At 61.1% G+C, this 14,229-nt stretch carries 15 protein-coding genes; 11 read left to right on the forward strand and 4 right to left on the reverse strand.

Features of this window, described 5'->3' with window-relative positions; all coding sequences use genetic code 11:
* Nucleotides 1–39: 39 nt before the first annotated feature.
* From JL39_RS05600 to JL39_RS05620, 5 genes are all read left to right on the forward strand, one after another.
* Nucleotides 40–1,035: an ABC transporter substrate-binding protein gene (locus tag JL39_RS05600; protein WP_037147183.1), complete on the forward strand. Its 996-nt coding sequence runs from the start codon at nt 40–42 to the stop codon at nt 1,033–1,035.
* 210 nt (nt 1,036–1,245) lie between these two features.
* The gene (locus JL39_RS05605) at nt 1,246–2,154 is read left to right on the forward strand and encodes a proline/glycine betaine ABC transporter permease (RefSeq protein WP_037147186.1); all 909 of its coding nucleotides are present in this window, start codon (nt 1,246–1,248) and stop codon (nt 2,152–2,154) included.
* The gene (locus JL39_RS05610) at nt 2,147–3,241 is read left to right on the forward strand and encodes a glycine betaine/L-proline ABC transporter ATP-binding protein (RefSeq protein ID WP_052182690.1); all 1,095 of its coding nucleotides are present in this window, start codon (nt 2,147–2,149) and stop codon (nt 3,239–3,241) included. The genes JL39_RS05605 and JL39_RS05610 overlap by 8 nt, the downstream gene beginning before the upstream one ends.
* A gap of 53 nt (nt 3,242–3,294) precedes the next feature.
* Entirely contained in the window at nt 3,295–4,308 is a 1,014-nt protein-coding gene (gene bmt, locus JL39_RS05615) for a betaine--homocysteine S-methyltransferase (RefSeq protein ID WP_037147188.1), read from the forward strand.
* A gap of 16 nt (nt 4,309–4,324) precedes the next feature.
* A complete protein-coding gene (locus JL39_RS05620; protein ID WP_037147191.1) occupies nt 4,325–4,675 on the forward strand; it encodes a hypothetical protein in 351 nt (116 codons plus the stop codon).
* Here JL39_RS05620 and JL39_RS05625 read toward each other — a convergent pair.
* Complete coding sequence (locus tag JL39_RS05625; protein WP_037147194.1) at nt 4,672–5,346, reverse strand: 4Fe-4S dicluster domain-containing protein; 675 nt, start codon at nt 5,344–5,346, stop codon at nt 4,672–4,674. The two genes, JL39_RS05620 and JL39_RS05625, sit on opposite strands and share 4 nt — an antisense overlap.
* A 101-nt stretch (nt 5,347–5,447) precedes the next feature.
* Nucleotides 5,448–7,022, reverse strand: a complete 1,575-nt coding sequence (locus tag JL39_RS05630) for a trimethylamine methyltransferase family protein (RefSeq protein WP_037148484.1) — start codon at nt 7,020–7,022, stop codon at nt 5,448–5,450.
* Between the two features lie 257 nt (nt 7,023–7,279).
* Between JL39_RS05630 and JL39_RS05635 the strand changes: the two genes are divergently transcribed.
* Nucleotides 7,280–7,981, forward strand: coding sequence for a B12-binding domain-containing protein (locus JL39_RS05635; protein WP_037147198.1), 702 nt, complete (start codon nt 7,280–7,282; stop codon nt 7,979–7,981).
* 32 nt (nt 7,982–8,013) lie between these two features.
* On the opposite strand, the gene JL39_RS05640 is transcribed toward JL39_RS05635, so the two are convergent.
* Nucleotides 8,014–8,127: an entericidin gene (locus JL39_RS05640; RefSeq protein ID WP_233470280.1), complete on the reverse strand. Its 114-nt coding sequence runs from the start codon at nt 8,125–8,127 to the stop codon at nt 8,014–8,016.
* 65 nt (nt 8,128–8,192) lie between these two features.
* On the opposite strand from JL39_RS05640, the gene JL39_RS05645 reads away from it, so the two are divergent.
* The 5 genes from JL39_RS05645 (at nt 8,193) to JL39_RS05665 (ending at nt 13,129) form a co-directional block, all read left to right on the forward strand.
* Nucleotides 8,193–8,828 carry a DUF1638 domain-containing protein gene (locus tag JL39_RS05645; protein WP_037148486.1) on the forward strand — a complete coding sequence of 212 codons (636 nt, stop codon included), beginning with the start codon at nt 8,193–8,195 and terminating at the stop codon, nt 8,826–8,828.
* A 54-nt stretch (nt 8,829–8,882) separates the two neighbouring features.
* Nucleotides 8,883–9,659: a formyl transferase gene (locus JL39_RS05650; protein WP_037147205.1), complete on the forward strand. Its 777-nt coding sequence runs from the start codon at nt 8,883–8,885 to the stop codon at nt 9,657–9,659.
* A gap of 90 nt (nt 9,660–9,749) precedes the next feature.
* The gene (locus tag JL39_RS05655; protein WP_037148488.1) at nt 9,750–10,052 is read left to right on the forward strand and encodes a virulence factor; all 303 of its coding nucleotides are present in this window, start codon (nt 9,750–9,752) and stop codon (nt 10,050–10,052) included.
* Between the two features lie 53 nt (nt 10,053–10,105).
* The gene (locus JL39_RS05660) at nt 10,106–11,065 is read left to right on the forward strand and encodes a methyltetrahydrofolate cobalamin methyltransferase (protein WP_037147208.1); all 960 of its coding nucleotides are present in this window, start codon (nt 10,106–10,108) and stop codon (nt 11,063–11,065) included.
* 33 nt (nt 11,066–11,098) lie between these two features.
* Nucleotides 11,099–13,129 (forward strand): ASKHA domain-containing protein, encoded by a 2,031-nt coding sequence (locus JL39_RS05665; protein WP_037147214.1) that lies wholly within the window; start codon nt 11,099–11,101, stop codon nt 13,127–13,129.
* Between the two features lie 42 nt (nt 13,130–13,171).
* Here JL39_RS05665 and JL39_RS05670 read toward each other — a convergent pair whose 3' ends face one another.
* On the reverse strand, nt 13,172–14,068 hold the full coding sequence (locus tag JL39_RS05670) for a LysR family transcriptional regulator (protein ID WP_152601054.1): 897 nt from the start codon (nt 14,066–14,068) through the stop codon (nt 13,172–13,174).
* Nucleotides 14,069–14,229 lie beyond the last annotated feature (161 nt).

Consider the following 14,229-nt stretch of genomic DNA (forward strand, 5'->3'; position numbering starts at 1 on the left):
AAGTGAACATTTGGAACGATAAGACTGGGAGGTCTTAAGATGAAAAAACTGCTTGCTTCCACTGTCTTCGCCGCCGGTCTTTATTCCTTTGCCGGTTCGGCGCAGGCCGATTGCGGCTCGATTTCGATTGCGGAGATGAACTGGGCCTCGGCGGGTGTCGCCGCCAATGTCGACAAGATCATTCTTGAAGAAGGGTATGATTGCACTGTCGAACTCGTCTCGGGCGACACGATGCCGACCTTCACCTCCATGAATGAGAAAAGTCAGCCGGATATCGCGCCGGAATTCTGGATCAATTCGGTGCGCACCCTGCTCGACCAGGCCGCTGCCGATGGCCGGCTGATCATCGCCGCGGAGATCCTTGCCGACGGCGCCGTGGAGGGCTGGTGGATTCCGAAATTCCTTGCCGACGCCCACCCGGACATCAAGACGGTTCAACAGGCGCTCGCGCATCCGGATCTGTTCCCGGCCCCCGAAGATCCGTCGAAGGGTGCGGTGACCAACTGTCCCTCGGGATGGAACTGCCAGGTTTCGACCGCCAATCTCTACAAGGCGCTCGCAGCACAGGACAAAGGCTTCGAACTGGTCGATACGGGTTCCGCAGCCGGCCTTGACGGGTCGATCGCCAGCGCTTTCGAAAAGAAGACCGGATGGCTCGGATATTATTGGGCGCCAACGGCCATCCTCGGCAAATACGAAATGGTGAAGCTCTCCTTCGACGTACCGCACGACAAAGCCGAGTGGGACGCCTGCACCGCGGTGCCGGACTGCGCAAACCCCAAGGTCAACTCCTATCCAACCTCGCAGGCCTTCACCGTTGTCACCAAGCAGTTTGCCGAGAAGGCGAACGTTGCGATGGACTACATCAAGAATCGCAAATGGAGCAACGCGACGGTCAACAGCATTCTCGCGTGGCAGACGGACAACCAGGGCACCAACGAGGATGCTGCCAAGCACTTCCTCGAGACCATGCCGGAGGTTTGGACCAAGTGGGTCTCGCCGGAAGTCGCCGATAAGATCAAAGCCTCCCTCTGACGGTAATGGATATGCCGAGGGCGACGCTCCGGGCGTCGCCCTCGGCAGCTGCATTTGTCGTGGACGTCGCTCGATGTCGTCTGCGGTGGTGCATGGGAGTGGTCGCCGGGCGATACTCCCGATGCGGAAACCTGCCGGAAATTGCCGCCGCACCCGGAAAGCCATGTCGGGTTGCGAAAGGCAAAATATAGAACAGACAAGGGGAAAAGCATGGCGAGCTGCGATTTCGTGCCGGGCATTCTCTGTAAATTCCCGGCCATCAGTGATCACTATATTCGTGATGCACGCAAGATAATCGACGACGGCTTCAAGGGGCTCGTAAGGGAATATGGTCACGTCATAGACGCCGTGACTGCGCCTCTGCAATGGTTCCTGAACTATCTGGAGCGGCTCTTCACCAATTCGCCCTGGATCGTCGTGCTGATGATCATGCTGGCGATCGTCTATCTCGGTAGTCGCAGCCTCCGCATCACCATCGGTACCGCGATCGGCATGCTGCTGATCGGCATGTCCGGACTGTGGGGCGATACGATGGTGACGCTCGCGATCGTCACGGTGGCCACCCTGATTGCTATCGTCATCGGTCTGCCGATCGGCATCCTGATGGCCCGCTCCGATCGGATCCAGGGCGTTATCAATCCAATCCTGGACGTGATGCAGACTATGCCGAGTTTCGTATATCTGATTCCCGTGGTCGTGATCTTCGGGATCGGCAAGGTGCCGGGGCTGATCGCGGTGGTGATCTATGCCGTACCGCCGATGATCCGGCTGACCAATCTCGGTATTCGCCTGGTCGACAAGGAAGTGCTGGAGGCGGCCGATGCCTTCGGCTCCTCGCCTGGCCAAAAGCTCTGGAACGTGCAGATGCCGCTCGCACTCCCCACCATAATGGCCGGCATCAACCAGACGATCATGATGTCGCTCGCCATGGTCGTCGTTGCCTCCATGGTCGGCGTCGGCGGGCTTGGCAGAAACACCCTGCAGGCCATCAACAACCAGTTCTTCACCTTCGGGTTCCTGAACGGTTTCGCGCTGGTGGCGATCGCGATCATCTTCGACCGGACCAGCCAGGCCTTCGGCAAGCGACTACAAAAGCACTCGGAGGTGGTTCATGGCTAGTCATGGCATCGAGATCAGAGGCCTCTACAAGATATTCGGGCCTTTCGGCCGCGACTATATAGAGGCCATCAAGGCCGGCATGACCAAGGCCGAACTCAACGAGAAGCACGGCCATGTGCTGGGTTTGAAGGACATCGGCATCTCCATGCCGGCGGGCGGCATCACCGTGGTGATGGGGCTTTCCGGCTCGGGCAAGTCGACCCTGATCCGCCATATCAACCGGCTGATCGAGCCGACCACGGGCGAGGTCGTCTATGACGGCATCGATATCTGCCGGATGAACGAAAAGGACCTGCGCGAATTCCGCCGCCACAAGACGGCGATGGTCTTCCAGAAATTCGCGCTCCTGCCGCATCGGACAGTCATCGAAAACACCGTCTACGGACTCGATATCCAGGGCATTCCACGCTCCGAAAGCCTCAAGCGCGGCCAGCACTGGATCGAACGCGTCGGGCTTGCCGGTTTTGAAAAGCACTATCCGAACCAGCTTTCCGGCGGCATGCAGCAGCGCGTCGGCCTGGCCCGGGCGCTCACCAACGATGCTGATATCCTGTTGATGGACGAGGCCTATTCGGCGCTCGATCCGTTGATCCGCGTCGACATGCAGACCGTGCTGCTCGACCTCCAGGCAGAGCTCAGGAAAACCGTCGTCTTCATCACTCACGATCTCGACGAGGCGCTCAGGCTTGGCGACAAGATCGCCATCCTGCGCGACGGGCAGGTAATACAACAGGGGACCGGCCAGGAGATCGTGCTGTCACCGGCCGATGATTACATCACCGCCTTCGTCAAGGAAGTGAACCGCGGCCGCGTCATCCGGGCTCGCACGGTCATGCGGCCGCTCGACGATACGCCGGATGGCCTGCGACTCGCAGCCGACGCGACACTGGAAGCCGCCGCCAGGCAAATGACCGAGGCGGGCCAGTCACGCGCGATCGTGGTGGACGGGAGCGGAACGCCAAGCGGCATGCTGGACCTTCAGACCATCATTGCCGCCATGGTCATGCCGGCCAGCCACGAGACGGAAAAAGGGAGCGACGGAATAAGAGACGCCAACGTCGCGAAGAGGCAGATGGCTGCGACTTGAACGCATATAAAGAAATCTTTATATGATCGATTTCCGATGCAAGGAGAGCCTGGATGCCGACTGCCAACGCGCTGACCGAACTTCTCAATGAAAAAGGCGTGCTGTTGGCCGATGGCGCGACCGGTACCAATCTCTTCGCCATGGGGCTCGAAGCGGGCGAGGCGCCGGAACTCTGGAATGAAACGGCGCCGGAGAAGATCGAAAAACTTCATCAGGATTTCGTCGACGCAGGTGCCGACATCATCCTGACCAACTCCTTTGGTGGCACCCGACACAGGCTGAAGCTTCATAAGGCCGATGACCGGGTCTATGACCTCAACAAACGAGCTGCGGAAATCGCGCGCTCGGTTGCCGAAAAGGCAGGCCGCAAGGTGATCGTCGCCGGCTCGGTCGGCCCGACCGGCGAACTCCTGATACCACTCGGCGCGCTTTCCTATGAAGACGCCGTATCAGCCTTCGCAGAGCAGATCGAAGGCCTGAAGGCTGGTGGTGCCGAAATCGCCTGGATCGAGACCATGTCCTCGCCGAAGGAAATCCGTGCCGCGGCAGAGGCCGCCGCGAAGGTCGGCCTGCCCTACACCTATACCGGGTCCTTCGACACGGCGGGCAAGACCATGATGGGCCTCGACCCCAAGGATATACACGGCGTCGCAAGGAGTGTCGGCGAAGGCCCGGTCGCTGTCGGCGCCAATTGCGGCGTCGGCGCTTCGGATATCCTTTCAAGCCTGCTCGACATCACTGCAGCCGCCCCGGAAGCCATCACCATCGTCAAGGGCAATTGCGGCATTCCGGAATATCGCGGTGCGGAGATATTCTATTCCGGCACGCCGCCGCTGATGGCCGAATACGCGAGACTCGCCCGCGATGCAGGCGCAAGGATCATCGGCGGATGCTGCGGCACGTCCTGTGAACATCTGGCGGCCATGCGCAAGGCCCTCGATGACTATACGCCACATCCACGGCCGACAATCGAGGAAATCGTCGACAAGATAGGCCCGCTGCGCAATAAGACCGCCAGTGAATCGGGCGGCGATTCCGGCCGGGAAAGACGTCGCCGCCGCGGCTAGCGCCGAGGAGCATCAGATGGCAAGCATATCCCCGATCGGCAGCCGGGAGACGGTGGCAGAAAGCCTCGCAGGGTTTTCGCCGGAGAACCAGTCGTGGCTCACGCTGCTGATGAACAACCCGACCTCCGACGACCTGCTGCTCGATGGCCTGCATCTCTATCTCGATCAGGCATCGGAGGCGCGCTTCCTGAATTCGCTCAAGCTGCAAAAATGTGGCGAATGGATCGGCAATACGGCCCCTGCCCGGCTGCAGATGCGATTGATGGAGTCCGCCAAGTCGAGCCAACACCCGGCCTACGCCGCCTTCCGCGAAGGACTGACCCGTTCCGGCGGATTGGAACGGGCTTATCCCAAGGCAGAAATCTAGATCAGCGCCTCCATGTGGAAGCGGAGCTGTTCGGGCGGGTAGCGGAATTGCGCGCCGATCGGGCAGGCGTTGCGCGCCAGACAGCCGTAAGTCATGCAGGCTTTCTTACCACTCTCGCTGGTGAGATGGGAGCGACAGGCCGCGATATCGAAGCCGGACAGGCCGATCGCCGCGACCGGACAGGCTGTAAGGCAAGGCTTGTCCCGGCAGGTATCGCAAGGATGGCCGGGCTTGGTGATGTTGGTTTCAATCTTGAACGGAAAACCGAGTGCGCCGCGATAGCCGTGCCACAGCCCGTATTGCGGATGGATCAGGATACCGAGCGGCGAAGGCTTCAGCCCTTCCGCCTTCATTGCCCATTGCTGAAACGGTTGCCAAGGCCGATCGGAGGGGAAATAAGCGGTTGCTCCGAGTTCTTCTGCCAATGGCCGGATCCGTTGTTTCGACCACGTATCGAGGGGATCGGGGCCATCATAACTCCGACGCCATCTGGCAAAGGCCGGCCACATCGACCCGCCCAGATTGCCGAGCAGCACGACCGATCGCGCCTTCGAGCCATCCGCCAGCAATGGCCCCTCGTCCGGTCCGAAACTAACAATGCCACGGGCGAAGATACCATGCGGCTCGAGCGCCTCCGAAATTCGGTCGAGAACCGCCGGGAGGCCGCTCATTGCGGCCCCTGATGCTTATAGTGCGGGCGCCAGACTCCTTCCTGGATGAAGTCGGCAACCAGCTTGGCGCCGCCTTGCTCCCTGGCGGCCTCGGGCTCTCTTCAAGTAAAGGCGTCAGGCATCGAATCCTTGCGATCCTTGATGAAGGCAAGCAGGGCTTCGTCGATGGCGGGATCGAGCGGCGGCGCCTCGTAGGAATCGAGCCATGCACGGCAGAGCGCATTGGCGCGCTGCTCGATCCGCTTCTCTCCCTCGATCTCCCACTGCTCGAACGAGTTGTTGTCAGCAAGCGCCGAGCGGTAGAAGGCTGTCTGGAAATGCGCCTGGGTATGCGTGCAGCCGAGATAATGGCTGCCCGGTCCGACTTCGCGGATCGCTGAGAGCGCCTGACCTTCTTCCGAAAGATCGATGCCTTGCGCCATCTTCTGCATCATGCCGAGCTGGTCCTGGTCGATCATGAATTTCTCATAGGAACTGACGAGGCCGCCCTCCAGCCAGCCGGCCGCATGCAGGACAAAGTTCGTGCCGGCAAGCAGCGTCGTGTTGAGCGTATTGGAGGATTCGTGCGCGGCTTGCGCATCCGGCACCTTGGAGCCGCAGAGCGAACCGCCGGTGCGGAACGGCAGGCCGAGGCGGCGGGCGAGCTGGGCCGCGCCATAGGAAACGAGCGATGGCTCCGGCGTACCGAAGGTCGGCGCGCCCGATTGCATGGAGATCGATGCCGCAAACGTGCCGAAAAGGACCGGCGAGCCCTTTCGGATAAGCTGCGAGAAAGACGCGCCCGCCAGGACTTCGGCGAGGATCTGCGTCAGCGTGCCGGCGACCGTGACCGGGCTCATGGCGCCCGACAGGATGAAGGGTGAAACGACGGAGGCCTGGTTGTGCCGCGCATAGACTTTCAGCGCGCCGAGCATGGTGCCGTCGAAGACCATCGGCGAATTGGCATTGATGAGGTTCAGCGTCACGCAATTGTTTTCGACGAATTCGTTGCCGAAAACGATCTTCGCCATGGCGACCGTATCCTCGGCACGTTCCGGGGCGGTGACCGAACCCATGAAGGGTTTGTCGGAATATCTGATATGGCTGTAGACCATGTCGAGATGGCGCTTGTTGACCGGAATATCGACCGGTTCGCAGACCGTCCCGCCCGAGGAATGCATGGACGGCGCCATATAGGACAGTTTCACGAAATTGCGGAAATCCTCGATCGTCGCATAACGGCGCTTGCCATCGAGGTCGCGCACGAAGGGCGGACCATAGACGGGTGCGAAGACGGTCGCATTGCCGCCGATTTGCACGCTACGTGCCGGATTGCGCGCGTGCCAGGTGAACTCTTTCGGCGCGGTCTTCAGCAGTTCGCGGCAAAGCCCTTTCGGGAAATGCACCCGGTGGCCCTGGACGTCGGCGCCGGCTTGTCTCCAGAGGTCGAGCGCTTCGTCGTCGTCGCGGAACTCGATGCCGATCTCTTCGAGGATCGTGTCGGCATTGCGCTCGATGAGCTGCAGACCCTCTTCGTCGAGCACGTCATAGACGCCGATCCTGCGGGTGATGTAGGGCAAGGACGGCCCCGGACCGCCGCCCGCGCGTGCTGCCCGGCGGCCCGCCGCGCCCCGTTCGCCGCGGCCGCGTCGTCCCGCGCCGCCTGCCGGTTCCGTTTGCTGGTTCAGATCGTCCATGATGTTCCTCGCCTTCGCGCCGCTCTTTGCGCATTCCTTCTGATGCGCCATGCTAGGCCTATGTGCAAGCTGAGCCCTGCCTTTCTGCGTCACGGGTTTGTGCAGGACAGACATTTCTTGACGTTCGTCATCCGTCGTTTTTCCGACGCACGGCTGTCGCATACGAAAGAAATTGCGAAACGATTTGAAGGTACAGATATTCGAAGACGGTGAGCGTCTGATTTGCCCGGCCCCGCGAACGTGAAGGGAAGAATCCCATGTCCGATGACGAAATCATCCTTTCGGAACTTTCCGACGAGGAACTCGTGCAGCAGATGCACGACGACCTTTACGATGGCCTCAGGGAGGAGATCGAGGAGGCCACGAATATCCTGCTGGAGCGCGGCTGGACGCCTTACGATGTCCTGACCAAGGCGCTGGTCGAGGGCATGCGCATCGTCGGTATCGATTTCCGCGACGGCATCCTCTTCGTGCCGGAGGTGCTGTTATCGGCCAATGCGATGAAGGCCGGAATGTCGATCCTGCGTCCGCTGCTCGCTGAGACCGGCGCGCCGAAGCTTGGCAAGATGGTCATAGGCACAGTCAAGGGCGATATCCACGATATCGGCAAGAACCTGGTCGGCATGATGATGGAAGGTGCCGGTTTCGACGTCATCGACCTCGGCATCAACAACCCGGTCGAGAACTATCTGGATGCGATCGAGCGGGAAAAGCCCGACATCATCGGCATGTCGGCGCTTTTGACCACGACCATGCCCTATATGAAGGTCGTTATCGACACGATGAAGGAAAAGGGGATCCGCGACGATTATATCGTGCTGGTGGGTGGCGCGCCGCTTAACGAGGAGTTCGGCAAGGCGGTGGGGGCTGACGCCTATTGCCGCGATGCCGCAGTCACCGTCGAGACGGCGAAGGAGTTCATCCGCCGCAGGCATAACAGCCTCGCCGCCGGCGTCTGAGACTGGCCAGCGGCTAAGGCGGTTCAGTCTAATCAGCGAGCAGCACGTTCGACGCGGCGGCCGGCATCCTGGGTGGCGTCGACAGCATTCGCCGTGTCCTGACCCACGCCGCGGATCGTATTGCCGCAGGAGGAAAGCGAAACCATCGTCGCGAAAAGCGCGGCGATCACCGTGACTGTTCTGGCCGTCATGATAGAATACTCCGATGGAAATGGATCGAATTGTTCCGGAAAGCGAATTTCCGGCGAAGGAACGTTCAAACCGCGAAAAGGTTCACGTGATCGCCTGCGGGGCCATCGCGCGGGAGATTCTCGCGGTCTGCGAACAGAGTGGACTCGACCATATCGATCTCAACTGCCTGCCGGCGATCTGGCATGCCTATCCCCAGAAAATCGTGCCGGGACTCGAAAAGGCGGTCGCGGAGGCGCGTCAGAACGGGTTCGAGAGGATTTTCTTCGCCTATGCGGATTGCGGCACTGGCGGCGCGATCGACCGGTTGTGCGAACGCGAGGGCATCGCGCGGATCGAAGGACCGCATTGCTACTCATTCTTCGCCGGCAACGAGGCCTTTGCGGCCAAGGCCGATGACGATCTGCTCTCTTTCTTCCTGACGGATTTCCTCGCTCGCCAGTTCGAAGCCTTCGTCGTCCAGCCACTTGGCCTCGACAGACACCCCGAACTGAAAGACATGTATTTCGGCAATTACCGCAAGCTCGTCTATCTCTCCCAGCAGGAAGATGAGACATTGCAGGAGAAAGCGCGTGCGGCGGCTGATTATCTCGGCCTCTCCTACGAATACCGCTTCACCGGCTACGGCGACCTCACGCAAGCGTTACGCTCGGCTTAACGGTTTCTTTCGGCTTCACGAGAAGAGTGCCGCTTTGTGGACAAGGGGCGGCAGATGCAGGAACAGGGCTCTTCTCGGATCGTGGTGATGACCGCCGGCGGGACCAATCCGCAGGTGATGATCAATGCGCTCGCCCGGCATTTTCCCGATTTGCATGTGATCGAGGAACAACCTGAAACGAAGGGCGCGCTGTTAAGACGCCGTGCCAGGCGCTTCGGCTGGGCGACCGCGATCGGGCAACCCGGCACCATGGTTGCCCCCAGACTCGGCAAGAACGTTGCTGCAAGACGATCGGCAGAGATCATCCGCGATTACGGCCTGTCCGCCGAGCCAAATCCCGCCATTCCGGTAACCTGTGTGCCGTCATTGAATGATCCTGCCTGTCACGCCATGGTGACAAAGCTGCAGCCGGCTGCGATCTTCACCATCTCCTGCCGTATCCTGTCGCCGCAGACACTCGCCGCTATCCCCTGCCCGGTCGTCAATTTTCACGCCGGAATCAATCCCAGGTATCGCGGCCAGATGGGCGGATACTGGTCGCTCGTCGAAGGCGACGAGAAGAACTTCGGCGCGACCGTGCATCTGGTGGACAAGGGCATCGACACCGGCGGAACGCTGTACGAGAAGCGGCTGACGCCCTCCCGTGCCGACAGCCTCGCCACCTACCCGCTGCTGATGACGGCGGCTTGCGTCGACATTAGCGTTCGCGCTCTACAGGAGGCGATCGGCGGTACGTTGAAGCCCTGTCAGCCGCAAGGGCCCTCCGTCCTGCGCTTTCCGCCGGCGATCTGGACATGGGTCTATCACGGTTTCACCAAGGGTATCTGGTAGCCGCGTCGCTTTTTGCTCTATGCGACGTCGTGGCAAGCGCAGTCCTCCGCGCCCTGCCCGTGCATGCTTGTTCTCGACACGGAGGAAATCATGGCCGACCGAATCATCGTCTACTGGCGGGACATTCCGGCCCAGGTGATCGTCAAAAAGGGCCGCCAGACCGCCAAGCGCGAACTGTCGCTTCGCTTCACAGAGGCGATCGACATGTGTGCCATGCGGACTGGAGCTTCGGAGACGGATGATTATCTTGCGGAATGGCGAAAGGCCGATCCTGTCGTCGTTTCCGATGATCTGGAGGCCGAAGCCGATAAGGCTGCGGCCGAGCTTGAAGCGGCCTATGACAAGGAACGGCTCGCGACACTGGTAAAGGCAGGCGGACGCGAAACGGTCTGACGTAGCAGAAGAACACTCATTTCGGCATCCAAGAGGAATGCCCGGAGGAATTAATGACCCGCACCATCGTTGCATCCGCAACCCGGGAAGTCGTGATCGGCTTCGACCAGCCCTTCTGCGTGATCGGCGAACGCATCAATCCGACCGGCCGCAAGAAGCTCGCGGCGGAAATGGTGGAAGGCAATTTCGACACCGTCATCAAGGATGCGCTGGAACAGGTTGCGGCTGGCGCCACCATGCTCGACGTCAATGCCGGCGTGACCGCCGTCAACCCGAACGAGACCGAGCCGCCGCTCCTCGTCCGGACCTTGGAAATCGTACAGGGCCTCGTCGACGTGCCGCTGTCGATCGATAGTTCCGTGACGGCCGCAATCGAGGCGGCGCTGAAGGTCGCGAAGGGGCGGCCGCTGGTCAACTCCGTGACGGGCGAAGAGGAAAAGCTCGAGGCCATCCTGCCGCTCTGCAGGAAATACGACGTGCCGGTCGTGGCGATCTCCAACGACGAGACCGGCATTTCCATGGACCCGGACGTGCGTTTCGCGGTCGCCAAGAAGATCGTCGAACGCGCCGCCGACCACGGCATCAAGGCGCACGACATCGTCGTCGATCCGCTGGTCATGCCGATCGGCGCACTGGGCTCGGCCGGGCTGCAGGTCTTTGCGCTGCTCAGGCGCCTGCGCGAGGAGCTGAAGGTCAACACGACCTGCGGTCTCTCCAACATCTCCTTCGGCCTGCCCCACCGCCACGGCATCAATGCCGGCTTCATCCCGATGGTGATCGGCGCAGGCATGACGTCGGCGATCATGAACCCCTGTCGTCCGCAGGAAATGGAAGCCGTCCGCGCCGCCAACGTCCTGAACGGCACCGACCAGAATTGCGGCAACTGGATCACGACCTATCGCGACTACAAGCCGGTGGAAGGCGGAGCCGCTGCGGCGGTGCCTGCCCCCGCATCTGCCGGTCGCCGCGGAGGCCGTGCCGCAAGAGCTGGTGTTGGTGCAAGAATGGAGTAGAACGCGCCTCGAAGCGCGTGAGACAATGACAAGATGAATGATACCGCCGCCCATCCCCTCGTCCTCTTTATGCCGTCCGGCAAGCGCGGTCGGTTTCCGGTCGGCACGCCGGTGCTCGAAGCCGCGCGCCAGCTCGGCGTCTACGTGGAGAGCGTCTGCGGCGGTCGGGCGACCTGCGGCCGCTGCCAGATCTCCGTGCAGGAGGGACATTTCGCCAAGCACGGCATCACTTCCTCTCACGACCATCTTTCCCGGATCGGGCCGAAAGAGGAGCGTTACGATCGCGTGCGCAGCCTGCCTGAAGGGCGCCGCCTTTCCTGCTCTGCACTGATTCTCGGCGACCTCGTCATCGACGTGCCGCAGGACACGGTGATCAATGCGCAGGTCGTGCGCAAGGCGGCCGACGAGCGCGTGTTCGACCGCAACGCAGCGCTTCGCATGTGTTACGTGGAAGTCGAAGAGCCGGATATGGAAAAGCCGCTCGGCGATCTCGACCGGCTGAAAGCCGCACTTGCGGCAGACTGGCATTTCGATGATCTCGATGTCGATTTCCATCTGATCCCGAAGGTTCAGTCCATTCTGCGCAAGGGCGAATGGAAGGTGACGGCCGCGATCCACAAGGATCGCGAGGACGAGCGGCCTCGCCTCGTCGCGCTCTATCCGGGTCTTAAAAACGAGGCCTATGGGATTGCCTGCGACATCGGCTCGACGACGATCGCGATGCATCTCTCCTCGCTGCTTTCAGGCCGCACGGTGGCGTCCGCCGGCACGTCGAACCCGCAGATCCGCTTCGGCGAAGACCTGATGAGCCGAGTCTCCTACGTGATGATGAACCCGGACGGCCGCGAGGCAATGACGCTTGCCGTGCGCGAAGCTTTGAACGGGCTGATCGACAAGGTGTGCGCGGAAGGCGGCGTATCACGCGGCGATATCCTCGACAGCGTCTTCGTCGGCAATCCGATCATGCACCATCTCTTTCTGGGCATCGATCCGACCGAGCTCGGCGGAGCACCGTTTGCGCTGGCGGTCTCCGGTGCGGTGCGGGTGAAATCGTCGGAAATCGGCCTGCCGATGAACGAGGGAACGCGCACCTATGTCATGCCCTGCATCGCAGGCCATGTCGGAGCCGACGCCGCGGGGGCAACGCTGTCGGAAGGCCCGCACCGGCAGGATGAGATGATGCTCCTGGTCGATATCGGCACGAATGCCGAAATCGTGCTCGGCAACTCAAGTCGCGTGGTCGCGGCCTCATCGCCAACCGGGCCGGCATTCGAAGGTGCGGAAATCTCCTCCGGCCAGCGGGCGGCCCCCGGTGCCATCGAGCGCGTCCGTATCGATCCGCTGACGCTGGAACCGCGATTTCGGGTGATCGGCGTTGATCTCTGGTCGAACGAGCCCGGTTTTGCCGAGGCGGCGGCTGCGACCGGCATCACCGGTATCTGTGGCTCAGGCATCATCGAGGTGATCGCCGAGATGTATCTCGCCGGCCTCATTTCGGAGGACGGCGTTGTGGACGGGACGCTTGCGGAGCGGTCGCCGCGAATCTTGCAGAACGGCCGGACATTCTCCTATCTGCTGCATGACGGAGAGCAGCGCCTCACCGTGACGCAGAATGACGTGCGCGCCATCCAACTTGCCAAGGCGGCACTCTACGCCGGTGTGAAACTGCTGATGGACAAGCAGGGCGTGACCCAAGTCGATCGGATCGGACTTGCGGGCGCTTTCGGCACTTTCATCGACCCGAAATACGCCATGGTGCTGGGTCTGATCCCGGACTGCGACCTGTCCAGGGTCAAGGCGGTCGGCAATGCCGCAGGCACGGGTGCGCGCATGTGCCTGCTCAATCGCGAGTATCGTCGTGAAATCGAGGAGACGGTGAGGAAAATCGACAAGATAGAAACCGCTCTTGAACCAAGATTTCAGGAGCATTTCGTCGCCGCCATGGCCTTGCCGAACAAGGTCGATGCCTTTCCGCATCTTGCAGCGGTCGTGACGCTGCCGGAGCGCAAAGTTCTGGCAGATGCCGGCGAAGGCGGCCGCAGGCGTCGTCGCGGCCGCGAGTGACAAGCGCGATCCGGCGAGACCGGACAGCAGCCGAGCGATAGATCAAGCTGCAGCAGCGATAAGGCTGCCAAAGGCCTCGCGGACGCTTTCCGCCACTGCCTTGGCAGGATGCGAGAGCTGCGGCGCGGTCAGCAGCCGGATGTCGAAGCTGAACAGCTCCGGCAAGCCTTCCTTCGGGCCGAGAACCTGCATGTCATCCGTCACATAGGACAGCGGGAACGGCGCGATCGCCAGATCGGAAACGACCGCCGCCCTTTGCGCCATCGTATGCGCACTGGCATAGGCGATACGATAAGGCCGCTTGTGCTTTTCGAGCTGCGAGACGGCATCCTGACGCCAGACGCAACCATCCTCCCAGACGGAGATCGGCAGAGGATCGCGCAGATAGGCAGTACCGCACTTGGCACCGGCCCAGACCAGTTTTTCGGTATGGATCACCTCGCCACTCGTGGGAAACGGCCGCGTGGCGCAATTGATCAGCGTCAGGTCGAGGCGCTGTTCCTCCATGCGCTTCCTGAGCTGTATGCTCATGTCGACCGTGACGTCCACCATGATGCCGGGAAAAGCCTCCCCGAAATTCTTGAGGACCTTCGGCAGGATACGCTCGGCTATATCATCCGGCGCGCCGAGCCGCACGACGCCTGAAAGCTCGGGCATGACGAAACGCGATACCGCTTCATTGGAGAGTGCCAGCATGCGTCGCGCGTAGGAGAGCAGCATTTCGCCGTGCTGGGTGAGCGTTACGGAGCGGGCATCACGCAGGAAGAGCGTCGTCTTAAGTTGCTCTTCGAGCTTCTTGATCTGCATCGATACCGCTGACGGTGTGCGCAATACGGCCTCCGCAGCGGTGGAGAAATTTCCTGTCTCTGCAATCGCCACAAAGGTTCGCAGCACATCGTTGTCGAGCAACGGGAGCGGCGGACGGAAAGGTACGGTCATGGCGGCCTCCATCAAAAAATCTGAACTTAAGAACGATATCATTTCGTTTGATTGAATGTCAAATGGCCGACATACTGCAAATCATCGGAAGCAAGCGTCCATGCAGAACAGAATTTCATGGGACGCATCACTTGCATCTGATTGATTGATGGATTGACGGC

The sequence above is a fragment of the Rhizobium sp. YS-1r genome (genome assembly GCF_000757525.1).
GTDB classification, from domain to species: domain Bacteria; phylum Pseudomonadota; class Alphaproteobacteria; order Rhizobiales; family Rhizobiaceae; genus Neorhizobium; species Neorhizobium petrolearium.

Excerpts from the sequence above, each read along its gene's own strand:
- JL39_RS05600 (WP_037147183.1), top strand. The coding sequence starts at position 40 with ATGAAAAAACTGCTTGCTTCCACTGTCTTCGCCGCCGGTCTTTATTCC.
- JL39_RS05605 (WP_037147186.1), top strand. The coding sequence starts at position 1,246 with ATGGCGAGCTGCGATTTCGTGCCGGGCATTCTCTGTAAATTCCCGGCC.
- JL39_RS05610 (WP_052182690.1), top strand. The coding sequence starts at position 2,147 with ATGGCTAGTCATGGCATCGAGATCAGAGGCCTCTACAAGATATTCGGG.
- bmt (WP_037147188.1), top strand. The coding sequence starts at position 3,295 with ATGCCGACTGCCAACGCGCTGACCGAACTTCTCAATGAAAAAGGCGTG.
- JL39_RS05620 (WP_037147191.1), top strand. The coding sequence starts at position 4,325 with ATGGCAAGCATATCCCCGATCGGCAGCCGGGAGACGGTGGCAGAAAGC.
- JL39_RS05625 (WP_037147194.1), bottom strand. The coding sequence starts at position 5,346 with ATGAGCGGCCTCCCGGCGGTTCTCGACCGAATTTCGGAGGCGCTCGAG.
- JL39_RS05630 (WP_037148484.1), bottom strand. The coding sequence starts at position 7,022 with ATGGACGATCTGAACCAGCAAACGGAACCGGCAGGCGGCGCGGGACGA.
- JL39_RS05635 (WP_037147198.1), top strand. The coding sequence starts at position 7,280 with ATGTCCGATGACGAAATCATCCTTTCGGAACTTTCCGACGAGGAACTC.
- JL39_RS05640 (WP_233470280.1), bottom strand. The coding sequence starts at position 8,127 with ATGGTTTCGCTTTCCTCCTGCGGCAATACGATCCGCGGCGTGGGTCAG.
- JL39_RS05645 (WP_037148486.1), top strand. The coding sequence starts at position 8,193 with ATGGATCGAATTGTTCCGGAAAGCGAATTTCCGGCGAAGGAACGTTCA.
- JL39_RS05650 (WP_037147205.1), top strand. The coding sequence starts at position 8,883 with ATGCAGGAACAGGGCTCTTCTCGGATCGTGGTGATGACCGCCGGCGGG.
- JL39_RS05655 (WP_037148488.1), top strand. The coding sequence starts at position 9,750 with ATGGCCGACCGAATCATCGTCTACTGGCGGGACATTCCGGCCCAGGTG.
- JL39_RS05660 (WP_037147208.1), top strand. The coding sequence starts at position 10,106 with ATGACCCGCACCATCGTTGCATCCGCAACCCGGGAAGTCGTGATCGGC.
- JL39_RS05665 (WP_037147214.1), top strand. The coding sequence starts at position 11,099 with ATGAATGATACCGCCGCCCATCCCCTCGTCCTCTTTATGCCGTCCGGC.
- JL39_RS05670 (WP_152601054.1), bottom strand. The coding sequence starts at position 14,068 with ATGACCGTACCTTTCCGTCCGCCGCTCCCGTTGCTCGACAACGATGTG.